General features: G+C 47.6%; 27 protein-coding genes and 1 pseudogene. 19 read left to right on the plus strand and 9 right to left on the minus strand.

The annotated features are described in order from the left end of the window. Window positions 1-3: 3 nt before the first annotated feature. The 3 genes from C7R91_RS11805 (at window position 4) to C7R91_RS11815 (ending at window position 3,178) form a co-directional block, all read left to right on the plus strand. Window positions 4-1,242, plus strand: a complete 1,239-nt coding sequence (locus tag C7R91_RS11805; protein ID WP_047070432.1) for an MDR family MFS transporter — start codon at window positions 4-6, stop codon at window positions 1,240-1,242. 371 nt (window positions 1,243-1,613) lie between these two features. Further along, window positions 1,614-2,786 carry a bis-aminopropyl spermidine synthase family protein gene (locus C7R91_RS11810; RefSeq protein WP_047070433.1) on the plus strand — a complete coding sequence of 391 codons (1,173 nt, stop codon included), beginning with the start codon at window positions 1,614-1,616 and terminating at the stop codon, window positions 2,784-2,786. A gap of 53 nt (window positions 2,787-2,839) precedes the next feature. Beyond that, a complete protein-coding gene (locus tag C7R91_RS11815; RefSeq protein ID WP_047070434.1) occupies window positions 2,840-3,178 on the plus strand; it encodes a DoxX family protein in 339 nt (112 codons plus the stop codon). Between the two features lie 47 nt (window positions 3,179-3,225). On the opposite strand, the gene helD is transcribed toward C7R91_RS11815, so the two are convergent. The 6 genes from helD to C7R91_RS11845 form a co-directional block, all read right to left on the minus strand. Then, window positions 3,226-5,586 carry an RNA polymerase recycling motor HelD gene (gene helD, locus C7R91_RS11820; protein ID WP_047070435.1) on the minus strand — a complete coding sequence of 787 codons (2,361 nt, stop codon included), beginning with the start codon at window positions 5,584-5,586 and terminating at the stop codon, window positions 3,226-3,228. Between the two features lie 253 nt (window positions 5,587-5,839). Then, complete coding sequence (locus C7R91_RS11825) at window positions 5,840-6,463, minus strand: DUF6143 family protein (RefSeq protein WP_047070436.1); 624 nt, start codon at window positions 6,461-6,463, stop codon at window positions 5,840-5,842. 121 nt (window positions 6,464-6,584) lie between these two features. Further along, window positions 6,585-7,220: a hypothetical protein gene (locus C7R91_RS11830; RefSeq protein WP_047070437.1), complete on the minus strand. Its 636-nt coding sequence runs from the start codon at window positions 7,218-7,220 to the stop codon at window positions 6,585-6,587. A gap of 12 nt (window positions 7,221-7,232) precedes the next feature. After that, window positions 7,233-8,363: a DUF4179 domain-containing protein gene (locus C7R91_RS11835; protein WP_047070438.1), complete on the minus strand. Its 1,131-nt coding sequence runs from the start codon at window positions 8,361-8,363 to the stop codon at window positions 7,233-7,235. Then, window positions 8,332-8,901: an RNA polymerase sigma factor gene (locus tag C7R91_RS11840; RefSeq protein ID WP_047070439.1), complete on the minus strand. Its 570-nt coding sequence runs from the start codon at window positions 8,899-8,901 to the stop codon at window positions 8,332-8,334. Before C7R91_RS11840 ends, C7R91_RS11835 begins: the two co-directional genes overlap by 32 nt. A 134-nt stretch (window positions 8,902-9,035) precedes the next feature. After that, window positions 9,036-9,410, minus strand: a complete 375-nt coding sequence (locus C7R91_RS11845) for a DUF423 domain-containing protein (RefSeq protein ID WP_047070440.1) — start codon at window positions 9,408-9,410, stop codon at window positions 9,036-9,038. A 275-nt stretch (window positions 9,411-9,685) separates the two neighbouring features. On the opposite strand from C7R91_RS11845, the gene C7R91_RS11850 reads away from it, so the two are divergent. Further along, window positions 9,686-9,868 carry a hypothetical protein gene (locus C7R91_RS11850; protein ID WP_047070441.1) on the plus strand — a complete coding sequence of 61 codons (183 nt, stop codon included), beginning with the start codon at window positions 9,686-9,688 and terminating at the stop codon, window positions 9,866-9,868. A gap of 136 nt (window positions 9,869-10,004) precedes the next feature. Further along, window positions 10,005-11,426: a SpoVR family protein gene (locus tag C7R91_RS11855; RefSeq protein ID WP_047070442.1), complete on the plus strand. Its 1,422-nt coding sequence runs from the start codon at window positions 10,005-10,007 to the stop codon at window positions 11,424-11,426. Window positions 11,427-11,490: 64 nt separating this feature from the next. Here C7R91_RS11855 and C7R91_RS11860 read toward each other — a convergent pair whose 3' ends face one another. Together C7R91_RS11860 and C7R91_RS11865 are read right to left on the minus strand one after the other, a co-directional pair. After that, window positions 11,491-12,258 carry an SDR family NAD(P)-dependent oxidoreductase gene (locus C7R91_RS11860; protein WP_047070443.1) on the minus strand — a complete coding sequence of 256 codons (768 nt, stop codon included), beginning with the start codon at window positions 12,256-12,258 and terminating at the stop codon, window positions 11,491-11,493. 28 nt (window positions 12,259-12,286) lie between these two features. Further along, a complete protein-coding gene (locus C7R91_RS11865; RefSeq protein ID WP_047070444.1) occupies window positions 12,287-12,988 on the minus strand; it encodes an SDR family oxidoreductase in 702 nt (233 codons plus the stop codon). A gap of 202 nt (window positions 12,989-13,190) precedes the next feature. Between C7R91_RS11865 and C7R91_RS11870 the strand changes: the two genes are divergently transcribed. The 4 genes from C7R91_RS11870 (at window position 13,191) to C7R91_RS11885 (ending at window position 17,479) form a co-directional block, all read left to right on the plus strand. Then, the gene (locus C7R91_RS11870) at window positions 13,191-14,123 is read left to right on the plus strand and encodes a 3-hydroxyacyl-CoA dehydrogenase family protein (RefSeq protein ID WP_047070445.1); all 933 of its coding nucleotides are present in this window, start codon (window positions 13,191-13,193) and stop codon (window positions 14,121-14,123) included. A 242-nt stretch (window positions 14,124-14,365) separates the two neighbouring features. Continuing rightward, entirely contained in the window at window positions 14,366-16,345 is a 1,980-nt protein-coding gene (locus C7R91_RS11875; RefSeq protein ID WP_047070446.1) for a methyl-accepting chemotaxis protein, read from the plus strand. Between the two features lie 116 nt (window positions 16,346-16,461). Then, on the plus strand, window positions 16,462-16,998 hold the full coding sequence (locus C7R91_RS11880; protein WP_047070447.1) for a GNAT family N-acetyltransferase: 537 nt from the start codon (window positions 16,462-16,464) through the stop codon (window positions 16,996-16,998). A gap of 139 nt (window positions 16,999-17,137) precedes the next feature. Then, window positions 17,138-17,479: a GRAM domain-containing protein gene (locus C7R91_RS11885; protein ID WP_047070448.1), complete on the plus strand. Its 342-nt coding sequence runs from the start codon at window positions 17,138-17,140 to the stop codon at window positions 17,477-17,479. Window positions 17,480-17,541: 62 nt separating this feature from the next. On the opposite strand, the gene C7R91_RS11890 is transcribed toward C7R91_RS11885, so the two are convergent. Next, a complete protein-coding gene (locus tag C7R91_RS11890) occupies window positions 17,542-17,811 on the minus strand; it encodes a hypothetical protein (RefSeq protein ID WP_047070449.1) in 270 nt (89 codons plus the stop codon). A gap of 167 nt (window positions 17,812-17,978) precedes the next feature. On the opposite strand from C7R91_RS11890, the gene brfA reads away from it, so the two are divergent. From brfA to C7R91_RS11940, 10 genes and pseudogenes are all read left to right on the plus strand, one after another. Beyond that, a complete protein-coding gene (gene brfA, locus C7R91_RS11895; protein ID WP_047070450.1) occupies window positions 17,979-18,200 on the plus strand; it encodes a ribosome rescue factor BrfA in 222 nt (73 codons plus the stop codon). A gap of 40 nt (window positions 18,201-18,240) precedes the next feature. Beyond that, window positions 18,241-18,570: a hypothetical protein gene (locus C7R91_RS11900; RefSeq protein ID WP_047070451.1), complete on the plus strand. Its 330-nt coding sequence runs from the start codon at window positions 18,241-18,243 to the stop codon at window positions 18,568-18,570. Window positions 18,571-18,582: 12 nt separating this feature from the next. After that, on the plus strand, window positions 18,583-18,879 hold the full coding sequence (locus C7R91_RS11905; protein ID WP_007722285.1) for a hypothetical protein: 297 nt from the start codon (window positions 18,583-18,585) through the stop codon (window positions 18,877-18,879). 102 nt (window positions 18,880-18,981) lie between these two features. After that, window positions 18,982-19,683: a TerC family protein gene (locus tag C7R91_RS11910; RefSeq protein ID WP_047070452.1), complete on the plus strand. Its 702-nt coding sequence runs from the start codon at window positions 18,982-18,984 to the stop codon at window positions 19,681-19,683. Window positions 19,684-19,685: 2 nt separating this feature from the next. Next, window positions 19,686-20,558 (plus strand): LysR family transcriptional regulator, encoded by an 873-nt coding sequence (locus C7R91_RS11915; protein ID WP_047070453.1) that lies wholly within the window; start codon window positions 19,686-19,688, stop codon window positions 20,556-20,558. Between the two features lie 182 nt (window positions 20,559-20,740). Beyond that, window positions 20,741-21,808 (plus strand): AbrB family transcriptional regulator, encoded by a 1,068-nt coding sequence (locus C7R91_RS11920; RefSeq protein ID WP_047070454.1) that lies wholly within the window; start codon window positions 20,741-20,743, stop codon window positions 21,806-21,808. A 156-nt stretch (window positions 21,809-21,964) separates the two neighbouring features. Continuing rightward, window positions 21,965-22,120, plus strand: a pseudogene (locus C7R91_RS29680) (tripartite tricarboxylate transporter substrate binding protein); the annotation flags it as partial. A 145-nt stretch (window positions 22,121-22,265) separates the two neighbouring features. Next, window positions 22,266-22,487, plus strand: coding sequence for a hypothetical protein (locus tag C7R91_RS11930; RefSeq protein ID WP_047070455.1), 222 nt, complete (start codon window positions 22,266-22,268; stop codon window positions 22,485-22,487). 146 nt (window positions 22,488-22,633) lie between these two features. Then, window positions 22,634-23,086 (plus strand): Lrp/AsnC family transcriptional regulator, encoded by a 453-nt coding sequence (locus C7R91_RS11935; RefSeq protein ID WP_047070456.1) that lies wholly within the window; start codon window positions 22,634-22,636, stop codon window positions 23,084-23,086. Between the two features lie 19 nt (window positions 23,087-23,105). Next, window positions 23,106-24,071: an EamA family transporter gene (locus tag C7R91_RS11940; protein WP_047070457.1), complete on the plus strand. Its 966-nt coding sequence runs from the start codon at window positions 23,106-23,108 to the stop codon at window positions 24,069-24,071. Window positions 24,072-24,389: the final 318 nt, after the last annotated feature.

A 24,389-nucleotide genomic window follows, 5' to 3' on the forward strand; every position in this document is an offset into this window, starting at 1 on the left:
AGTATGAGCAAAATAAGGCAAGTGTGGGAGGCGTATCACCCGATTGTTCATCTCTTGATGGCAGGAACGGTGTTCGTTCAGCTCACCCAATCGATGAGTATCCCTTTTCTGGCCATCTATCTCGGTGAAACGACGAAGCTCTCTCACGCCTATATTGGACTGATTATCGGTGCAGGTCCTTTAGCTGGAACAGTCGGGGGATTTGTTGGCGGGATTCTCTCGGATTTGTTTGGCAGACAAAAGCTGATGTTTTTTTCCTTGCTTGCTATGGCGTGCTCGATTATCGGCTTCATTACAGTGCCTCATCCGATCGGTTTGCTGTTAATCAGCTTGGTTATGGGATTGGCGGCATCGATTTTTGGGACGGTTTCAAAAGCGCTGATGGGTGACTTGACTCCCGAGCATAAACGTTTTCGTGTGTTCTCGAATCGCTATCTTGCGAACAACCTAGGTTTCGCGATTGGTCCTATGCTTGGTGCTTTTTTGGGGATTTCCGGGAGCAATCTGGCATTTATTCTGACTGCGGTATCAGTAGTGAGCTTTGCCGTCATTTTATTAGTGGCCTGTCGGAGATGTGGCGTAACCGATGATGGTGGGAGGAATGGAGAGGTAGAGCGAGCCAGTTTGGCTGAGATCTGGCAGGTGCTCAGAAGGGATGTCGTCCTTCTTACATTTGTCACAGGCGGAATCCTGTTAGTGACGGTTTACGGTCAGATGTCTGTTACGCTCTCCCAATACTTGCGGGAAAACTTCTCGGAGGGAGTCGCCTTGTTTGGAACATTGATGAGCGTCAACGGATTTACCGTCTTGCTTTTGCAAATTCCTTTAACGAGGCTGGTTGAGCGGTATTCCTTGTTTGCGCGTATAGCAGGTGGTGCTGTATTGATGGCCATAGGGGAAGTCGGCTTTGCTTTTTCGCCAGATTGGGCTTGGTTTATTACAGCAATGATCGTATTTACGCTCGGGGAAATCTTGATCGTACCGGCTGAATATGCACAAATCGACGTGATCAGTCCCGCAAACATGAGAGGGACTTACTATGGGGCACAAAGCGCAACGATGCTGGGCAGCTTCCTTGGACCATGGGCAGGTGGCATGGTGCTCACCGCATATGGTGGCCCCGTGATGTTCTTGGTTATGGCTGTATTAGCTCTGGTCAGCTTGATCTTTTATTGGTTGGGACGTAGATTGCATGAAAAGCGAAAGCAGCTTACAAATGCGATTGCAGAGACTGCCATGTAGCTTCTTGCCTATTGATTGTGATTGCCGTATAATGGGAAGTATCTTTTTCAAAAGGGGACGTTTTGATGTCGGTGTGTGTTCTTAACTAAGCAATTGGATAGGGTACTCCCAGTATTTTAGCAAAAACTACATTTCATGTAGGCTTATTTGCTGTGGAAAAAGGGAGGCCTTGATTAGTTAAGAACTTACGGTCATCCATCTACCCATTTGCTCGACTACGGGAACCGTGCTCTTACGCACGGTTTTTTTGCGTGACTATCCACGCGCACGTAGCGAACGTATGCCCTCAAGGCGGAGATGAACGAATGTTCATGCTCTGCCTTTTTTGCATGCATCGATGGGTCCATCCCTTTTGAAAAGAGGTTTTCTACATGAAAAATTATATCGAAGACACCTATAAACAAGTGCGTTTACAAGAAGGTCAACGAGTGATCGAACAGTTTCTACTCGCGTGTTATTTTCATCCGGGTTTGCCTACGAAAGAGCTGGCAAGAAAAGTACTCTTGCCTGTACCTGTGGCAACTGCGATCAAAAAAGAGCTGATTAAGGCAGGTGCCATACAGCAGGGGAGCGGGGTGAGATGCACCGCAGAAGGGGAGGCGTACATTGAGCAAAAGCTAGGGTATGGTGGGCTGGATCGAGAGCTGTACGAGAAGCTAATGGGAGACGACGAAGCTTGGAAAACCGAGCTGGCTGACTTACAAGCGGAGATGGAGACGATTTTTGCTGGGCGTCCGCAAGTCGATGTACAGCTCGATCAGTCCAAATGCACAGTCGAGACGAGCTTGCGCAGGGCCATCCTATGCTTGCGGCATCAGAGCCTGGTGGGCAAAAAAATATTATGCGTCGGGGATGATGATTTGGTCAGCATCTCACTGGGGCTTTTGCTTAAGCGCTTGTTTCCAGGGAAGCAGCAACGTCCAGAGCAAATTGACGTAGTCGATATCGATGAGCGCTTTCTCCAATACATTACGGATGTGTCCAAGCAAAAAGAATTGGCGGTAGCCTGCCATCAGGCTGATTTGCGGCAGCCGCTGCCGAAGAAGCTGCAGGGTGGGTACGATTGCTTTTTCACCGATCCACCTTACACGCTGCAAGGAATGGCTTTGTTTTTATCCCGCGGAATCAGTGGGCTGCAAAAGCGCAAAGGACTGTCCATCTTCCTGTCCTTTGCGCATAAATCGCCTGATTTCACGCTGAATATGCAACGGGAGTTCGTACTGGCAGGCTTGACCGTACGAGAGGTGCTCAGTCATTTCAATGAATACGAAGCGGCCCAAATGATTGGAAATAAGGGACAGATGATCGTGCTTACCACTACAGAGCTGACGGCTCCGACGATCAAGCATCCATTTCTGGAGTCGCTGTACACAGGCGAAGAAACTCCTTCCAAGCGCGAGTATCAATGCAAGCGTTGCAAAAGATCGATCCAGGTAGGGGCACAGGCAAAAATAGTGACAATCGAACAATTGAAAAAACGCGGCTGCCCTCGTTGCAAGCACCAGAGCTTTGAGCTGTTGTCCCGTCGGAGAGCACAAGACTGATTGTACGCAAGTGGGCATATGGTAGTGGTGGAGGGGAGGGAGAATAAGATAAGATGGCTTACGAAAAGGCGTTTTCTTTATTACGGATCGCGACGGGAATCTTGTTTTTCATCCATGGCATAGCCAAACTGCAAAAAGGGATGGCTGCTGTTGTGACGACGTTTGGCGATCTCGGCTTGCCGGGGTGGCTGGCGTATCTGGTTTTGATCGTAGAATTGATCGGCGGTCTCGCGCTGATCATCGGAGTCGGGGCGAGATATGCTGCCTGGGGATTAGCTGCAATCATGGCAGGAGCGATTGTGACGGTGAAATGGGAGAAAGGCTTTGTCGGCGGTTATGAGATGGATTTGATCCTGTTGCTTGTCACGATTTGTGTGGGTCTAAAAAGGTGAAAAAGAGATCCGGCTGAACCTGTAAGCGGTCAGCTGGATCTCTTTTTTTAAACAGACAGCTCGTAATACTCAGGAGAAACGTTATCTAAAAATGGACTTTTTTCACCCGAATAGTAAAGGTGAAGCTCGTGCATGGCACGTGTACATGCCGTGTAAAAAAGCTTGCGTTCACTTTCTTCGCCATAGCATGTGGCGGAAGCATCATAAAGAATGACCGCATCAAACTCGACTCCTTTTGCCAAGTAAGAGGGAATGATCAAGATTCCTTTCTCAAAGGAAAGAGTGGCGGGCTTGATCAAACGAATCGGCAATCTCTCCTGCAAAGCGTCATGAACGATTTGGGCTTCCTCTAGCGTTTTTGTGATAACAGCGATCGTCTGATGACCTCGATCGGTGAGTTCATGTATACGTGCTTCGATTTGATCGGCATGAGCTTGAGGTGATGTCACTTTGGTTAGTGTTGGCAAGCGGCCGTCGCGCATAAAAGGCTCAATCGTATGCCCATCTCGTAAAAGTTGTCGTGTAAACAAAACGATAGGATAGGTGGAGCGGTAGCTTTTGGTCAGGACGAAGGTCTCCGTCTCTTCAGGCTCAAATAGGGATGTGACAGCCTCAAAGCTATTCTGGTGATACGCATGAGCGTAAATCGCCTGATTCCAGTCTCCCAGCACGGTCATTTTGGCACGGGGAAACAAGCTCTTAATGAGAGCGAACTGAAAGGCGGAGTAATCTTGGGCTTCATCGAGAAATACATGACGGACGAGGTTGTTCGTCTGTTTGCCCTCCAATCGTTCCTGCAAATACAAATAAGGAGGGATGTCTTCACATGCCAAATACTGTTGCTCTAAATGCGCTGTTGTCTGCTCGCACACTGCGGGCCATTTGTCCAATCCATCATGTTGGAGAGTATTTGGCGCAAGCTTCCCGAGCAAGTCAGGTGACAAGAAGAGCTGGCGGTAAATAGCGCAAGTATCAATAAATTGAAGTTCCCGGATAAAATCGCGCAGAGGCTGAAGCTGCTTTTTGACGATCCATGTGGCCAAGAGCTCCTGCTCGCGTTCGAAGTCATCGAAGGTATCCTCCCGAAACTGCTTTTTGCGGCGAAGGGATTGATAGGCAGCTACGTAAGCGTCTCGGTCAAGCAGCTCCATTTCATCTTCTACCCATGGTTTTGATCGTTCATGCTGTTCCAGTTTTTTCAGCTCTGTCAGCAGTGATTTCGCAACGAGTACCATCCGATTGGGGATCGGCAGACTTGTATCGAGAGAATAAAACAGCTCATGGATGTGAGCCGCACTGATTAGTGTCTGGTTTCTAAATGTAATGGGGCGAAACATGATTCCAGATTGTTTCAAGCTATTCGCGTATTCATCCATAGCCTGCAAAAACAAGGAGCTTGATTTGAAACGGATTCCTAAAAGCCTCGCCTCGTATCCAGACTGATCACTTGCTGTCAGTGCATACTCCATCTGTTCAAGCGGGTTTTCCAGGCGGAAGTCGTCACCTAGACGATGCTCCGCGTATTCCTGAAAGGTCGTTTGCTGCATATTTTCCTCGCCGAGCTCAGGAAGAACGGTCGAGACATAGCTGTTAAACAAAGAATTGGGCGAAAATAAGACGATTTGCTCTGCGGTCAACGTCTTGCGGTAACGGTATAACAAATAAGCGATTCGTTGCAAAGCCGCAGACGTTTTTCCGCTACCCGCAGCTCCAGAGACGATGACGAGTCGGCTGCGTTCGTTGCGGATGATGCGGTTTTGATCCCGTTGGATCGTGGCCACGATGCTTTTCATCTGGGAGTCAGCCTGTTTGCCGAGCACCTCCTGAAGCAGTTCGTCGCCGATCGTCACGCCCGTATCAAACAGGTGCAGCAATTTGCCGTTGCGAATGATGTATTGTCTTTTGCACGTAATCTCTCCATTTATGCTTCCGCTTGGGGTATTGTACGCTGCCGGCCCCGGCGGGTAGTCGTAGTACAGACTGGAGATCGGAGCGCGCCAGTCGTAGACGAGAAATTCCTCGTCGTTTTTATCCAGCAAGGAAGCAATGCCGAGATAGATGGCTTCTGGCTTCGATTCCAGCTCTTCTTGAAAATCAATCCTGCCAAAATAGGGAGAGTGCAACAATCGCTGCAACGTACGCAACTGATTTTGGGCATGGCGATGGATGCGTTCACGCTCGGACAGGACTTCCGCTTGCTGCTTGATACTGGCGTAAGTCTCGACAGCTTCGATGGCATCCTCGAAGTTGACTGTCACGTCGTCCCAAAAATGTTTGCGAATTCCGATGATATCCTCGCTCACGACATTCACATGCTCTTTGAGTTCATCTATTCGGTTCTTTATCTCTGAGATGACTCGTTCAACACGTTGTTGTTCGTTTTGCCGATCTTGATCAGTCACGCTCATGGTACCGCTCCTTTTTCGTTCCCCATTTTTGGCCTGAAGGTTTGACAATCGAAAGTGAATGTGGTACTATTATATTGGAGATAAAATAGTTACATATCGTTGATTGACCAACAGACCAATTCTCATTTTATCACGTGAAAATTGGCTTTTCAACATGGTGAAGAAAAATACAGAGTGAAATGATAGGGAACTCCTTTAGGGGGTTCCCTATTTTGTTGCGGCTAAACTTGTCCGCCAAGCTTTCCAGTGAGAGCTACCCATATACGGGTTGTTCCCACCAGTCTATCGAAAAGTAAAAGGATATCTTCTCACCAATGTTTGGAACGCGAACAATGAGTGCCATTCCTGGTCCGAGAATCCACTGTCCGCCGGGGGTCGCCTCAACGGTGGAGGACGCCGGAATGATTCGCGTGGCAGTATGGATGTGATCAGAAAAGGTATCCGTCATACCAGTGCCATGCAAAAGTTGCCCTTGGGCGGCGGGACAAGCGGGGAGTTGAACATAACCAGAGGTCACTTGACGTGAGAGAGTCGTACCTGTGATTGAGGAGACTTTGCCAAACAAGAAATGTGCTTCTATCGGGTGCGGGGATGGACTGGTGATCATCCAGTGATGGACAAATAAATGAACACCGGAGCGTAAAGGATTCGACAAGGCGGCGATCCCGATAGCCCCATCGCCCACGATTATTTTTTCCGACTGCCCCATGAAGTATTTGCATTGATCCGCCATCGACATCGCATACGGAATGTGAACACTCCGATTCAGCTGTTCCGTAGCAGACGGAGTAGGAAACGGATAGTACCCCATCTGCATGTAGACATCTGGTATTGCGCTATAAAAGTACGAGGGGCGAGTATAGGAGGGCTTTGTCATGATTTCCTCTCCTTGTGAGTGGGGTAACTGCTAACCCTACAGCATATGGCAATCATTCATGGAGGGTGTCAGGAAGAAAAAAACAGACACCATTGTAGCTGGTGTCTGGACGAATTTTGGATTACTTTTTCTGGGTAGGAAGACGAACGCGATGGTATTGCTCCAGGCGGCCGTCTGAGTCGATGGACAGTGTAATTTGCTCCTTCTCAGCTTTAAAAGTAATATCGCTTAGCTCTCGTGTAAATCCGTTCGTATCTCCTGTGTCAATGGATTGGTTGCTAACGGTTTTAAACTGCTTCGTATTTTCACTGCCAAGTAGTTGGCTCATAAGCTCTTGACCACGTTTCAGGTAGTAATCCTTTTGGCGGGACGTTACTTTCGCTGCGGGAAAGGGACCACCGTGATAGTGCAGCAAAATTCCTGTCGTACTGTCGAATTGCACTTCGGCAAAACGTTTCCCTCTATCCGTTGCATTCCCTGTCTCGTGCAGGGTAAATGTCCATACTCCCCGAATGTCTCCTGATATTGATATGGGAGACTTACGCATCCCCATGATTTTCCACGTTTTCAGCGAGGGCTCCACTTCAAGCAGCTTTTGAAAACTAGCCTCTACGAGAGCTGGTAACGATTCCTGCTTACTTGCATCACTTGGCTGCGTGGTGGGAGCATGCCCCGAACTTACAGTCGCGACTCCTGTCAAACCGATAACAGCTGCCAACAATAAACTGCCGATTGCTTGAAAAGGTTGTATTTTCATGGTCGACCTCCTTTACTGTAACGAAATTTTTACTGCTTTATCCGGTTCTGCTTTCCCGCTCATATGCGGGATTAATTGGATGTACGCGGGTTTTTCTTTGAAGGAAACGATAAGTTTTCGCGAAATCCCATTCTCGTCGTAATTAGTGCTTTCCTCCTCAATACGAATTTCCTTTCCATTGGGATCGAGGAGAGTATACGACGGTTCATATAGCTTGTCGTCAGGTGGAGTTTCTTTTAGTACAACCGTTGTAGATACCGGTGTGAGTGTAACCTCTTTGACCTGAAATGCAAAATTACTCCGCAAGGTTTGGCTGATGTGAGGCGTCAGGGTCTTGCTGTCAATCTTCGTAAACGGCTTCACAACAGGAAGTTGCAGGTTCCATGTGCTTTGTGCATTTTGATAGTCATATAACTGCGCCTGCATCGTAAACTGATCGGGCCAAGTGCCATTGAGAGTAATGATACTGACACCTGCGAACAAATAATCCTCCATCTGTTTGACCTCACTGCTCCAGCCAGCTCCGGTGTTATCGATGGGCTCAGCCAAGGTAAAATCCTTTAGCACGATTCTTTCTGCGATTTCCTTGGCGGCTGCTTTTTCGGTCGTTTCGGGCATCTGAATCAAATAGCCAATACCCAATTGTATCCCATCGTAAAATACTTCGTTGACCGTAATTGTAATGCCATTGACGACTGCGCTTTGGTTGACTGCGGTAATTAGCCCTTTTTCGTTGGCGATTTGTAGAGTATCTTCTTGAAACAGTTCAAAGACAGAGCTGATGAGCGGTACATGTTTCAGTTTTTCTGCCCATGCGGGTGAGGAAAATCCGAGCGCCAGCAGGGTGAAAAGCAGGAAAGACGCAGCGCCTGCAGAGGCAATGAAAATCCTTTTCATGCGGAGACGGGGACTTGATGACTGCTCATGTGGCATGGTTGCGAATAAATGGCTTCTGATCCGTGCTACGGTTTCTTCGTCCGGGGTGTGTATTCTGTTTTCTCGTTCTAGCTGTTTGACGATGCCAATAAGTTCAGGAGCTTCATAGGCCAGAGCCCCGCTGCGCAACTCCGAATGAGGCGCTTCCAGCCACTTGGCAAAGCTCTCGATTTGTTCAGAAACAATCTCGTCTGGATTGCGGTTCATAAGAATCCTCCGATCCTCGTAGATTTCCTTTTACCTTTTCTAAGGCACGATACAGACGATTTTTTACCGCACTCTCGCCCATTTCCATGATTTGCGCGATCTCGGCAAAGGTACATTCACCGAAAAATTTAAGCATGATAATTTCCCGTTCGATCTCATTGACTTGCTGCAGGGCAGAGGTTAAATCGAGTTGGGTGGCTGCTTGCTCTGCATAGCAGGCAGACGAATTGGCAGATAGAGAATCAAGCTCCAATTCTCTCGGGCGCCGCTTTTGCTTGCGTTGTTCGTCCATGAGCGTGTACTTGGCAATCTGAAACAGCCAGGTGGAAAAAAGCGACTCTTCCCGAAAGCTGTCAAGCCGACTCATTGCTTTTAAGAAGGTTTGCTGTGTCAGATCCTCCGCTAGCGTTTTCCCCACTTTGAATGAAAAATAACGGTAAATTCGCTTTACATAATGATCATAAATAGGAGCAAAGTCCTCTCGCTTTTCTTTGGCACGCGAAATCCAGTACTTCTCATCGAAAGATGTGGATTCCATTTTCTCCCTCCCTTCTTCAACAGAATTAGACGCCAAGCATTAGAGAATCGACACAACGGGCTTTCGATTTTTTTGCATAGAAAAAAGGCTGGGAGCAATATCCCAACCTTTTGCAAGCATATGAACTCTTTCGTTTACGACACGGTTTTCCAGGCATGGATCGCAAGCAATGCCCAGCCAGCGAGGAACAGTACACCGCCAATCGGCGTAATCGCTCCGAGAACCTTAATACCGGTCATCGCCAGCGTGTAGAGACTGCCGGAGAAGATCAAGGTTCCGGCTACAAAGCACCAGCCTGCCCAGACGAGGCCAGAAGAATCCGGGTACCATTTTAGCAAGAGGGCAACCAGCACCAGAGCCAGCGCATGTGTTGTCTGATAGGTCACGCCCGTATGGAAAATGCCCAGCGAATAGTCGTCCAGTTTTTCCTTCAGTGCATGTGCTCCGAATGCTCCTAACGCAACCGAAAGAAATCCACTGATACTCCCAAGCATCAAAAACATCTTCATGAGTGCGTCACTCCTTTATGCACATTACCTGTACATTTGTCTGTTTTCTATTTTAACGTAAAAATCCAAGTTCAAAAAGTCGGCTTTTCAGCACCGAGAAAGTGGCAGAATTACTTCGTGATCAAAAGTCGATTTTTTGAACAACCGCTAAAGCCCAATTGTAATTTGGTGAACATGCCTTGGACTGCCATACAATCCGCTTGTCAATCTCCGACATAGAGTAAAGTATCGCAGTGGCAACGCTTACAGGCCGCTGCGACGGGAGGTGACGTAATATGAACAAATGGATTTCCAATGTTGGAGGACTCCTCGGTGGCTACGCATTGTTGAAAGCGCCGTTGGAAGGTTCCTTCCTCAGTGGGTTGGACCCGTTGGTGGATGGAGTTGGTCTGATCACTGTGGTCGTATTTGCGGGAGCTCTTATTTATTCTGGTGTGCGCGACTGGTTCCAAGGCTAAGACGGTAGGACGAAAAAACAAATCAAGGGTGTCTCCAGTAGGAGATGCCTTTTTTTCTTCGGAAGGCTGGCGTCTTTTAGCGCGGTCCCCCATATACATAAAGTAGACCGACGGCAAAAGGGGGAGGCGAAACGATTTGACCAACGACGAGCGCAAAGAACTGGAGCGATCCATTGACGAAATTACCGAGATCGCCAAAGGGTTCAATCTCGATTTTTACCCGATGCGATACGAGATATGCCCGTCTGACATCATTTATACATTTGGCGCGTATGGAATGCCCACCAGATTTTCGCACTGGAGTTTTGGGAAGTCCTTCTACCGCATGAAACTGCAATATGACCTGAATCTAAGCAAAATCTACGAGCTCGTCATCAATTCCAATCCTTGTTACGCGTTTCTTTTGGACGGCAATTCCTTGATCCAAAACAAGCTTATTGTGGCTCACGTCCTTGCTCACTGCGACTTTTTCAAAAATAATGTGCGCTTCTCCAACACGAATCGGGATATGGTCGAAAGCATGGCGGCCAGCGGAGAACGGATTCGACAATACGAGATCGAGTACGGCAAGGAAGCTGTGGAAAATTTGCTCGATGCGAGCTTGGCGATTCAGGAGCATATCGATCCGAGCTTGCTGCGTCCGAAGCTGCGTTGGAAACGAGAGCCAGAGGAGCCGAACAAGAAGACGAAGAACGAACGGCACTCCCCTTATGACGATCTCTGGGGATTGGACCGCAAAGCAAAAGAGGAAGCCGAGCCGGTAAAAGCACCACGCAAATTCCCGCCAGAGCCGGAAAAAGACCTGCTGCTGTTCATTATGGAATACAGCAATATCTTAGATGATTGGCAGCGGGATGTGCTGACGATCATCCGGGATGAGATGCTGTATTTCTGGCCGCAGATGGAAACGAAGATCATGAACGAAGGCTGGGCCACCTACTGGCATATGCGCATCCTGCGGGAAATGGAGCTGACAGAATCGGAGACGATCGAGTTTGCCAAGCTGCATTCCTCTGTCATTCAGCCTTCGACGACGAGCATTAATCCGTATCATCTGGGCCTGAAAATTTTGGAGGACATTGAGAAACGCTGGGATAATCCGACGAAGGAAGAGCAGGAGCGCTTTGGACGCAAGCCAGGAGAGGGACGCGCGAAAATTTTCGAGGTGCGCGAGCTGGAGTCCGACATTAGCTTCATTCGCAACTTCCTGACCAAGGACCTCGTCAGTGATCTGGATTTGTATATGTTCGGCAAGCAGGGCAATGATTGGGTTGTTGCGGAAAAGCAGTGGGAGAAGGTACGCGATGGTCTTGCGGGCACACGGGTTAATGGGGGATTCCCTTATGTACTCGTGCACGATGGGGATTACTTACGCTCCGGCGAGATGTACTTGAAGCATCATTTCGAGGGGCTGGAGCTGGATGTCAAATACGTAGAAAAAACTTTGCCTTACATCTATACCTTGTGGGGAAAATCTGTTCATTTGGAATCGATGGTGGAGGATCGACAAGTGTTGTTTACGTACGATGGCAAGAAGGTGCACCGCCGCTTTTTATAGGGGAAAAAAGGCTGCATGCCCGGTGGAAGCTAACCGAGCGTGCGGCCTTTTCTATGCGTCCGAACTAGGACAATTGATCCGTAATTCCGATATGACTGCTGATCCCGCCGTCCATGGTGATGCTCGATCCGTTGATGTACCCGCTATGCGGTCCGACGAGATGATAAATCATCTGGGCGATTTCCAACGGTTGAGCAACGCGTTTCACCGGGCTTTTGGCGATGACCCGATTCATGTAATCTGAAATATCCTCCGGACGCACGCCCATCGCGGTATCCACATATCCCGGACAGATGGCATTACAAGTAATCCCGTGCTCTCCCCATTCGGCAGCGATTGTTTTCGTATAGCCGATCATGCCGTGTTTGGAGGCGACGTAGGTGGATGAATGTGCAGAGCCTAGCAAGCCCTGAATGGATGCGATGTTTACGATTCGCCCGTAGTTCCTTTCTTTCATCTTGGGCAGCAGGTTTCTGCAAAATAGGAATACACTCTTCAAATTGGTATTCATGATCCAATCCCACTCTTCATCGGAGACTTCGTCGACTCGGTGGAATGGACCGCCAACTCCGGCATTGTTGACCAATATGGTAATATCCCCGAAATGCGATTCTACTAGCTGGATGGCTTCTTCAACCTGCGCTCGTTGACCGACATTACAGCGAATGGACAAGGCTTGACCGCCTGCGTGATTGATTTCTTGGGCGACTAACTGTGCTTTTTCTTCTTGTACATCAAGAACAGCGACACGTACCCCATGTTGAGCCAAAAGCTTTGCGGCTGCGGCCCCGATTCCATTGCCTGCTCCTGTGATGATTGCTGCTTGCTGCATTTGTAAACTCTCCTTATTCATCTGTGATTTAGAGAACGCCTTTAGGCGGAAGGATTTTGACTTCATCGATTCGAACGTGGAGGGGACGGGAGGCGATATCTAATACGGTATCTGCCACATCTTTTGGTACGAGCATCGCACTCGGATCAAAAAAATGCCGGTCCTCCGTCATATTTGTATGAACGGCGCCCGGAAAAATGGTGGAGACTCTTACATTGTCGTTTTTCCATTCTTCATTGCAAATTTGGGAAAAGCCTTGGACAGCGAATTTTGAAGCACCGTAAACGCCGTTTTCCGCAATGGGAATATACCCTGAGACACTAGAGATATTGATGATACGGCCTCCGTGAGCTTTCATGACCTTGTATCCTTCGCGGCTGCAAAGAAAGAGTCCGGTTACATTGGTGCGGAAAACATTCTCCCATTCATCCAGGCTTGTTTGTTCAACAGGCTTAAACACGCCGACTCCCGCATTGTTGACGAGAACATCTAGACGTCCGTATAACCTTTGTACTTGCGCAAATAGGGTAAGGACACTTTGCTCGTCAGTCACGTCTAGCTTTACATTCGTTACACTTCCCGGTTCAGCGTGTGCAATTTCGTTTGGATGAGGCGCGGTTCGAGAGGTTGCCCAAACGATCGCACCTTCTTTTGCCAGAACCTTTGCCATCTCAAGACCCAATCCTCGACTGGCTCCAGTGATAACCACGACTTTATTCAGTAGTTTCATGTGTACCTCCGTATAATCAAATGTCCATTCCAATAACTGGTTTTATTAAACATTTTTCAATGGTACAAAACTTTATCCCTACCAACAAGCGTCATAGGAATGAATTTCGGTAAAAGCAGTAGGATTTTGCTGGGCAGGAACTAGGCATTTAATCGTGGAAAGCTTTGTTAGTAAACCTAATTCACCCTGGGAGGCTCTTTCTATGGAAAAGCATGCGGCTGTTATCGGATCAGGTGTTATGGGACATGGAATCGCGCAGCTATTCGCATTGGCTGGATTTCGTGTTTCTCTTTACGATTTGCAGGAAGAGTTTTTGATAAAAGCGCGAGCTAGCATCGAGCACAGCCTTTCCCTTCTGGTTGCAGAAGGAATAATTGGAGACCAGTCTAAAGTAGCGGCGCTCGAACATATCATCCTGACCACGGATTTGCAAGCGGCAGTATCTGCTGCTGAAATCATCACAGAAGCAATACCAGAAGTCATCGAGCTAAAATGGGATCTGTTTGAAAAGCTGGAGCAATACGCAAAGCCAGATGCGATTATTGCTTCCAATACGTCTACATTTTCGATTGCGCGACTGATCGAAAAAGCAACTACGCCGCAACGCTTTATCATTACACATTTTTTCAATCCGGCCCAATTGGTTCCGCTAGTCGAGGTAGTCAGGCACGAGAAGACCGCGCAGGAAGTGATTCACAAGACGATACAGCTGATGGAAGCGATCGGGAAGTCTCCGGTTTTGCTGAAAAAGGATGTGCCGGGCTTTATCGCCAATCGTCTGCAAACAGCTTTGATGAGAGAAGCTTTTCATTTGCTCGCAGAAGGTGTGGCAGATGCAGCCCAGATTGATACGGTGATGAAGGAAGGAATTGGCTATCGTTGGGCTTTTGTCGGGCCTATTGAGACGGCGGATTTTGGCGGACTCGATACGTGGAAGCGCGTGATGGATAACCTGGCGCCAGAACTGGATGCTTCGACAAAAGCACCCGCCATCATTGAAGACAGAGTAGCAGAAGGCAATCTCGGAACCAAGACCGGAGCAGGTATTTACTCGTACACGGATACGTCTGTCTCAGAAAAGCTTCGTGTACGTGACGAACAGTTCATCCGTTTGGGGAAAATGAAGCGCGGTTGAAGTACTTACAGATAAATTTCGCTGCTAAACAGTCAACCAATACCGACCGTCCTGTCTATCATACATAGGCAAGGCGGTTTTTCTATGGCCTCTGGGTCGGTATAATTCCCGCTCTTTTATACCTATTACAGTTCTATATATTTTTTGCTTAATTAACCCTCCTTCGTTACCGATATAAAAAATTAGGACTTCACCAACATGAAACGTTTTCCAAATACAACTTAGAAAGAAGATGAAATGAAGTGAAAGTTAACTTGCGAAATTGGTTTCGAAGCTATCGAACCAAACTCATCATCACATTTCTCTTGATTCTGTTAGTCCCTTCCCTTGTCGTTGGAAGCCTGGCTTACCATCAAGCGAAAAAAGAAATTGAAAAACAGATCGTGGACAGCGCCAACGAAAACGTCGATCTGGTCAACTCCATCGCCAGCAGTACGTTTGAGGGCAAAAAGAAGGATGCTGACTATTTGGCAAAAGAAATTACACCTGGCGTGAAATCGGCTGATGTTCAAAATGAAATCATGCAACATTTGGATATGTATATGGGTATGCATCCAGAAGCGGCTAGTATCAGTTTGGGAACGGCTGACGGACAGTACTTCCGCGCTCCCAAGCAAGAAGTACAGGCAGGGTTTGATCCGCGGACGAGAGACTGGTACAAAAGAGCGATGGAAAACAAGGGGACTGTCGTCGTTACGGAGCCATATATTTCGGCGGTATCAGGTGAGGTTTTAGTAGCGGTAGCGAAAGCGACGGAGGATGGTGCGGGGGTTATCTGCATTACAGTTGGGATTGAACAGATCAAACAACTGGCAAACTCAGTCAGCATCGGTTCAAATGGAGATGTCATCGTAGTGGACAGCAATAAGAAGTATGTCGTCCACCCGGAAAATCAGGCAGGAACAGCGGCACAAGAGAGTTTTTACGACAATATGTACCAAGGAGAAACAGGTCAATTCAATTACGAGGAGCAAAGTATCCCGAAAAAGATTTACTATGTGACGAATCCGGCTACTGGCTGGAAAATCGCCGGTTCGATGCACCTGTCAGAGGTTGAGGATGCGGCACAGCCGATTTTCACGCAAACGCTTTGGACGATCACGATCTGCTTGCTGTTGGGAGGACTCATTGTAGCAGCTGTATTGCGTTCCCTTCTTCAGTCCATTCAGGAAGTGAAGGTACATGCTGTCAGAGTGAGCCAAGGTATTTTGACTGACCCGATTAAAGTGCGGTCAACCGATGAAATCGGTGAGCTCGGCCATGCGTTTAATACGATGCAGGATAACTTGCGGGCGCTCATTTCAGATGTCGAGACTAGAGCGGAGCAAGTAGCAGCTTCTTCGGAGCAATTGACTGCGAGTGCGCAGCAGACTAGCATTGCAAACGAGCACGTAACGACTGCTATCCAGGAGGTAGCTGGCAGCGCGGAACAACAAACGAGCGGAATCGACCAAAATGTTCGCTCATTGCAGGACATTTCAGAAGGGGTCACACGCATTGTAGAGAGTGTCAATGTGTTGTCGGATACTGCTCAGCAAACGACGATTCAGGCGGAAGAGGGTGGCAGCTTTGTCGCTCAGGTCATGAGTCAAATGAAGTCGATTCATGAATCGGTGGAACAGTCGGATCGCATGACCAAATCGCTTTATGATCGTTCGAAAGAAATCGGCACGATCTCGGATGTCATCAGCGGAATTGCCCAGCAGACAAATTTGCTGGCATTGAATGCAGCGATTGAAGCGGCGCGGGCTGGTGAGCATGGTAAAGGCTTTGCGGTTGTTGCTACAGAGGTGCGCCTGTTGGCTGAGCAATCACAATTGTCGGCCAAGCAAATTTCTGAATTGATCACAGAGATTCAACGGGAAACCAAGCAATCCGTCGACAACATGGAAAAAGTCAGACTGGATGTGGCAGCAGGCTTGAACGTTTCGGAGGAGACGATTCACAAGTTTGAAGGCATTATGGAAAGCACCAGACTGACCAATCCACATATCGCAGAGGTTTCCTTGATCGCACAGCAAATCTTGGCTGCTGTTCAGGAAGTAACCGCGACAGCCAATGTGCTCGTCACCATCGCGAAAAGCAATGCCGAAACAGCCGAGGAAGTAGCAGCCTCTACTGAGGAGCAGCTCGCATCCATGCAAGAGATCTCATCCTCCGCTCAATCCTTATCGTCATTGGCGGAAGAACTGAAAGTATTGATCAATAAGTTTACCTATTAACCTGTATCCTTACACAAACGAAGCGCCCTGCTCAAGGCATACGAGCAGGGCGCTTTGCCGTATAGATGTGATAACATATGGGCAACACAATCGGTAGCGAATAGGAGATGTGAACAATGGACATGAGGATTAGAGTCGAACAGGTAGAGGATTATTCCGTTACTGAACAGGTCGTAAAAGATGCATTCGCGAATGCAGAGTTCACGGATCACAAAGAACATGAATTGGTGTCTCGCATCAGAAAATCGGATGCATTCATCCCTGCGTTATCTCTAGTCGCGATTGATGAAGAGAATCAAAAGATCGTGGGACATATTCTTTTGTCGAAAATAAACATTCGCAACGACAATCAGAGCATAGAGTCACTCGCGCTCGCCCCTGTTTCCGTAGTGCCCGATCACCAAAGCAAAGGCATAGGAAAGAAGTTAATTCTCGAAGCCCTCCAAAAAGCCAAAGAACTGGGATACCACTCCGTTGTTGTCCTCGGGCACCCCGAATATTACCCGAAGTTTAGCTTCCAAAAAGCTTCTCGATGGGGAATAAAAGCACCTTTCGAAGTACCGGATGAGGTATTTATGGCATTGGAGCTGCGAGAAAATGCCTTGGCCAATGTTTCTGGAGTTGTTGAATACTCTAGTGCTTTTTTTGAATAGGTAGGGATTGTTCATGAAAAGAAGCGCAGTAGATCGTTGATGCCATCTACTGTGTCTCTTCATTCCTAATTATGGTAATATGAAGTGCCTACCAATTCGAGAAAAAACGAATCGTATGTCGGAGGGGAAAAAGGAAGCAATGGAACTCAGGGGAAACGAATCGATCGTGCAAGAGAATATAGCGGCAAACCTATTCAGAGGAATGGAAGGAGTAGGTGGGAGGTTAATGATTACGAGTGAAAGACTCTATTTTCAACCACACAGTCTCAATATTCAAACACAACCTCTCGAATTAAACTTGAAAGATATTGCGGCAGTTGAAAAGCGGAATACGTTGTTCGTGATCCCAAACGGAATGAAAATCAAGATGCATAACGGACAAGAGCATAAATTTGTTGTGTGGAAACGAGCGGAGATCATCGGAATGATTCAGGATACAAAAATGAAGCAAAAAATGACGGTGATCATTAAGACGAGGTGAGCTATCCCTTCCATGAAAATCGCCCTGCCACAAGCAATACTGAGCAGGGCGATTCCCACATCTTACAAGTCCTTTGCAACATGCGGTTTGCTATAATGACTGGTACCCCCACCGCCAACCAATACTCTTCCACCTTGTCTGAAGATGAGCAATTTCCTAGATCCATCAGAGAGCAGCACAGTGATTTTTGCTCGATTCGCTGTTGCAATATAAATAACGTAACCAGTTCTGGAGATTACCGTACGCCAGTTGCGGTCGAATTCAGAGCGCAGAACCCGATTGGAATACACTTGGTTTTCCACGCGTCTCGCAGTGATTCTTTTCTTTTTCATCGAGCCTCAACACCTCCTGTCAATCTATCCTATTCATGGGAGAGAAAAAGGAGTGGACAAGAGTTATAGGCAATTTCACTATTTTCGTTGCAACCACACAGGAAGCGTTCTATGATAACATCAAGGACGGTATTCATTGTAAGAGCCGTAAAAAGGAGTGAAAGACAATGGCAAAAAGCGCAGCACGCAAGCAACGGGAAAAGCTGGCCCGTGAAGGCAAAAGAAACCCAGAGCTCAACAGAAGCATCTTTGCATTCGCTGACATGAGACAACGGACGACGAAGACGAGAGCAGAAAAACTGAATCAACAGAAGCACAAAAGGTCGTTATCCTACCAAAGTGATGATGGCCTTTTTTATTTGCGTGCGAAGCTTGCTGTGATCATTTAAGATTGAGGCAGAGAGTGTATTTTGTGCTTGGTGGTGAACGATGGAGAATACAGCATTAGATTCGCCAGATGCGAGTTGGCTCGAAAAATCGGAAGACAGATCTTTTCAATGCCTCGTTCATGATGGATATTATTACCTTCCAATTGAAGAGGAGCTAACTGAAACCAATCTAGATAGCGAGCTTGGGATAGTAAGCAGAGTAGGCGAATGGAAGGAGATCAAAGAGGGCGATACTCCCTTCTACGTACCGGGCAGTACATACTACACGATAAAAGGCGTACCAGATAAGAACAAAATCGCAATCGAAATCGTCAGGAAAGAAAGCAAAAAATATCAGGTGCTGGAAAAAGGTCATCCAGTTCCAAAGTGAGGCATGGCATCTATGAATAACACCATTCACCCAGAATGCGCGAGAGCCATTCAACATCTCCTCCAGCTGAAGGACCCAAAACGCGAAGACTTTTTGGCGCTGAAAACGTACGGAAATGACCGCTATTCGGCAATGGGGTGGGAAGAGCTACAGACGTATATCAATGAAAAGACCGTCATCATTGTCGAGCAGTTTGAAAATGAACAAAATATTATGTCCGCCCTGCGTTGGGTAGCGAGAGGATTGCCGGTTTGGTTAGCGATTCGAAAAGTGCGGGCGGATTATTCTGTGTATGGATACAAGAAGTAGTCTGTCTATCAAAAAAATATATGCAACTAATAGAAATAATACTGCACGAAGGAAAAGATAGGTCTATTATTGTCAGTATCAGCAATATTGGAGGGAGACATCATGACAGAATACTTACTTAGCTTACTACAAATCATTATGATCAACCTGGTCCTGAGCGGCGACAATGCAGTCGTTATTGCTCTTGCCTGTCGCAACCTGAGTCCAGAGCTGCAGAAAAAAGCCACTTTTTGGGGGAGCTTCGGTGCAATCGGATTGCGGATCATCCTGACCTTCATTGCTATCTGGCTGTTGAAAATTCCGTTTGTCCAAGTCGTTGGAGGGCTTTTGCTCATCTGGATTGCGGTCAAGCTGTTAAAAGGTGAAGATGAGGAGAGTCATATTGGTGGCGGATCAAGCTTTATTGAGGCACTCAAAACCATTATTTTTGCCGATCTGATTATGAGTCTGGACAATGTTATTGCCGTAGCAGGAGCAGCGAACGGGAACCTGGTTTTGGTCATCATCGGTCTTGCCATCAGCATTCCGCTCATTATTTGGGGCAGCCAGTTGTTGATGAAGCTGATGAACCGTTTTCCCGTCATCGTGTTATTGGGGGCGGCTTTGCTTGGATATACAGCAGGAGAAATGATTGTAGGAGACAAAGCAGTTGGCAGCTTCTTGGAGGAGGTAATGCCTTCGCTGCATATGATTTTGCCGGTAGCATTGGCACTTCTGGTAATTGTGATTGGAAACTATTTGAAAAGGAAGGAGAAAAATGTGTTAAATAAAGAAGTGACAAATAATCATGCGGAGACCCTATAGCTATGGAATATCGCGATTGGTACATTCTCCAAACCTTGTACCAGGAACAAAACATTACAAAGACAGCCGAAAGCTTGTATTTGTCCCAGCCTGCGCTGACGAAAAGACTACGGCAGATTGAAAAAGAATTTGGCGTACAGATCGTGCAACGGGGGAGTAGAGGCGTTCATTTCACTCCTCAAGGCGAGTACTTGGCCAAATGTGCGGATGAAATGCTCCTCAGACTGCGCAATATCAAGGAGCATGTCTTGAACATGGGTGACGAGGTCAATGGTACGCTCCGGCTGGGGGTTTCCAACTATTTTGCGCGGTACAAGCTCCCGATGATCTTGAAAAAGTTCAAGGAAGCCTATCCAAACGTCGAGTACAAGGTAATGACCGGATGGAGCAAAGACGTCTACAAGTCCGTGTATAATCAGGACGTGCATGTGGGCTTCGTCCGGGGAAGCTACAACTGGTCCGACCAAAAGCACTTGCTGTTCGAGGAATCGGTCTATGTCGTTTCCATAGAGCCCATTCATCTCGACGACCTGCCCAGCCTGCCGCGAATCGACTATGAGACCGATCCGATGCTGCGGGCGTTAGTGGACGACTGGTGGACCGAACGATTTTCCCAACCACCGCTGATCGGCATGGAGGTCGACAAGGCAGATACATGCAGTGAAATGGTAGCAAACGGTTTGGGGTACGCTATCCTTCCACGAGGCGTGCTGAATGGCAAAGACGATCTGCACATGATTGAGCTGACCACAGCGGAGGGGGTGCCGATCAAGCGAAGTACCTGGATGTTTTATCATGCCGACTCAATGGACTTGCAAATGGTCAAGGCATTTGTACGCTTCATGGAGCAGGGAGAGATAGCATTCATCGATTAAGCAAGGAAAAAGGAACTGCTGGGAACTCCCTGAATGGGAGCCAGCGGTTTTTTATTATTCACACAAGGAATCGCCAACGATAACCATTTTGTATTTTTTCTGCGAGAACAATTGTTTTACACTAGGTGTACTCCCACCCTAGAAGCTTCATACAACGTCGGATAATAGGAGAGGGAACGCTTATGTTGCAACGCATGCTGTTTACATTGCTGCTCGGATCACTGGGAGGCTGGCTGTTTGCTACCATTCACAGCCCACTTCCTTGGCTGCTCGGAGCGCTAGTTACGACAGTTATCTGTAATATGCTTGGGGTCAAAAATCTTTGGATTCCCCGTTGGTTTCGTCAAGCAGGATTGACAGTGATCGGGATCACCCTTGGTCTGCGAATGACATCCGAAATCGTCGAGACGATGACGGGACACATCGGTTTGATGCTCATCACCACGATTTTGACCATCTTGTTCAGTTTGGTGAACGCTTGGATATTTTACAAGGTCTGCCGAGTAGACGGAATAACGGCGATCTTCAGCAATATTCCCGGCGGATTATCGGAAATGGTGTCGGTGGGGCAAATGGCAGGAGGAAATCAACAAGTCATCACAATTTTCCACTCGATCCGTGCGATCAGCGTCGTGCTTTGTACCCCTTATCTCGTGACATTTCTACCTACGCATGCTGCTATTCAGACGGCTACTACAGAACACATGCTGGGGATTGGGCAGACAGTCATGATTTTAGTGGCTGGTCTCATTGGAGCGTTGATTGCATCGCGCTGTTATATACCTGCTCCGTTCTTGCTAGGTGCCTTGCTTGTGACCGCTTTGATTTCGATGAATACATCGCTTGTGGGAGAGAGTCCTGCGTTGCCAAGCATCTTGGTCCAAGGGGCCCAAATATTCATCGGGGTCAGCATCGGTCTTGGCTTCAAACGAGAGGACATCGCCAAAAACCGTCGATTCTTTCTGTTCGGTCTCATGCATTCCCTGTTCTTGTTCGTCATGGTGATTGTGCTTGCCATCGGCATTTCTTACGTGACTGCAACCGATATCGTGACGGCGATTTTGGCTACGGTACCAGGTGGGCTTGCCGAAATGAGCTTGACTGCTTTGGCGACAGGAGCCGATCCGCTCTTAGTGACGGCGTTTCATCTGTTTCGTTTGGTCCTTGTCCTTACGCTATTTTCCTTCGGCGCTCGTGCATGGACGAACCGCCACAGCAGGATCAAACAGCCAAAGGAGACCAGTGCCTGACGCGGTACTACAGCCGAATCAATGGCAAGGCCTGTACGTTCCCTGATTGGAACGGCAGGTCTTTTTGGCGTGAAAAAAATGAAAACAATCGTAAATATGGTGTTTATCCAAATTATATGAACAAACTAGGAAGCGTTTTTAATCGGATGCTATGGTCCGAAATCAGTGAAATACATCTCTTACGATGGCGGCGGAGAAGCGATCGCATCTCTCTTGGGTGGCAATGCTGACGTACGGGCAACAGATGTATCCGGTTCGGGTGAATACTTGAAACCCGGCAAAGTAAGAATCCTGAGTGTTTCTTCCCCTGATATTTGGACTAAAAGATATGACGCCAGATGCTGTTGCTTAAAAAATGTTGAAGGAAATCCTGGGCTTGCTCGGAATGGCGAAATAAAAAGATGTGATTCTTCTCCTCCTTCATTCTGGATTCTGCTACGAACAGGAGGAAACATACGTGAGCAAAACATTTGACCGCTTCGCCAGTCTGATTTTTCTCTTGGGCGTAGTATTTTTGCGGTTGAAAAAGAAGAAGAGCAGGTCGTTTCCATCCAAGTTGATGAGTGGATGGCGTTGTTTGAGAAGCCAGAATGGTAAGGACGATGCTTCTAAGCTGTCCCCGCTTACAATCGAGCGGGGGCTTGTTTTTTTGTATGGGTACGTAAGTAACGATTCGTAATGATTAGGGGGCTTTCAAGACGGTTTTTGGCATTATTTTTTAAATATTTTGCTTCTGTATTTACTATTCGTTTGAATTCGGTCAATATAGAGTACGAATGGTCTATATGAAGGAAAATATGCTACTATAACCACAGGAGGTATGTGATGGATGAGGTTGACCTGAGAATTGTTCAATTGCTCGAGGAAAACGGAAGAATATCTCATGAGGAAATCAGCAAGCTGCTGCACATCTCGCGACCGGCTGTCCACCAACGGGTTGCCAAGCTTGAAAAAAATGGCGTTATCAAGGGATACCGTGGCATCATTGACTGGAGAAAATTAGAGCAAAGGCTGAAGGTATTGATCTTCGTCAAAGCAAGATGTCAGGACTTCAAAGAAATCACAGCAAAGATTATGGACGTTCAGGTACCGAACGTGACCATCATTGAATGCCAGCGACTAGCGGGAGAATGGTGCATGATGCTAAAAGTACGTGCAACGGCACCGGAAGATATCACCAATCTGATCGATGAAATGGTCCAATATGAAGAAATACTGGAAACATCTACGACTTTCATCTTGTCGACGATCTACGAGGATGGCCGGAAAGAAATTTGAAAACCAAGGTGGAAACACAATGACAGGAAAAAAAGATTCGAAATTATTTGTCGTTACGATTGCGTTGCTAGCGGTCTACCTGTTTTGGGGAGGCACTTATCTCGGAATGAAGATCGCTATTGAATCGATGCCACCCTTTATTATGGCGGGGGCGCGATTTTTTCTAGCGGGATCGATCCTGTTCCTGATCGGGCGTTGGAAAGGAGCTGCGTTGCCCAGTGCTGCAGAATGGAGAGGGGCGGGAATTGTTGGGGCGTTGCTGCTTCTCGGAGGTAACGGTGTCGTCGCATGGGCACAGCTCAAGGTACCGTCAGCAATTGCGTCCTTGCTGATCGCTACGGTTCCATTGTGGATTCTCGTTTTCAACTGGATCGGTGGCAGCAAGGAAAAGCCAACAACTGGAGTCATGGGAGGAATCCTGTTTGGCTTGGCGGGGATCGCTGTGCTGGTTGTCCATCCTGAGCGCACAGGCAATCAAGGGATTGATACCATCGGAATCTTGGCGCTCCTGTTTGCCTCGATCTGTTGGGCAGTGGGATCTCTGTATTCGCGCCATGCAAAGCTCCCTTCATCACCGGTAATGGCGACGGCCCTGCAAATGATCATCGGAGGAAGTTTGCTGGGGATCGCGTCGCTGTTTCTTGACGATTGGACGAAGCTGCATATATCGGAGATCACCCTGCGTTCCTGGATTGCCTTTGGCTATTTAGTTGGATTTGGTTCCATTGTCGCCTACACATCGTACATTTGGCTTTTGAAAAATGCAGAGCCTTCCCTGGTCTCCACGTACGCCTATGTGAACCCGATTGTCGCAGTATTTCTAGGCTGGCTGATCGCTGATGAACAATTGACAAGCCAAACCTTGATTGCTGCTGTCATGATCATCGCAGCCGTTGCCATCATCACGATGTTTCAAAAAAAGCGTCCAGGTGCGACACAAACGATAGTAAGAAAAGAAAAAGGGAAGCTTCAGGTTCATAAATGAAGCTTCCCCTTCTTTTTGCCATCAGGCATTATTTGGTTGTTTTTTGCGGAACCCAGTGGTATTTTTTTTCGGAGCCCGACGGTTCCGTAGAACGTCGTGAAAGTCGACTTTCGTAAATAGCTTGTCCACTGCTGTTTGATCAATAGTTGTATGTTGCTGTAAGCTGACGTCTCGAATTTGCAGCTGGCGCCCGTTTCCATCCGAATGGTTTCGGCTATCGGTTGAATCATCCTGATCAGGACAACGATAGAAATGAGCAGAAGCATTTGAGTCAAGAGGCTGATGCGGGTTTTCATATTTGTGACACAAAGTAAATTT

This window comes from Brevibacillus formosus (assembly GCF_003013405.1).
In the GTDB taxonomy this organism is placed as follows: Bacteria; Bacillota; Bacilli; order Brevibacillales; family Brevibacillaceae; genus Brevibacillus; species Brevibacillus formosus.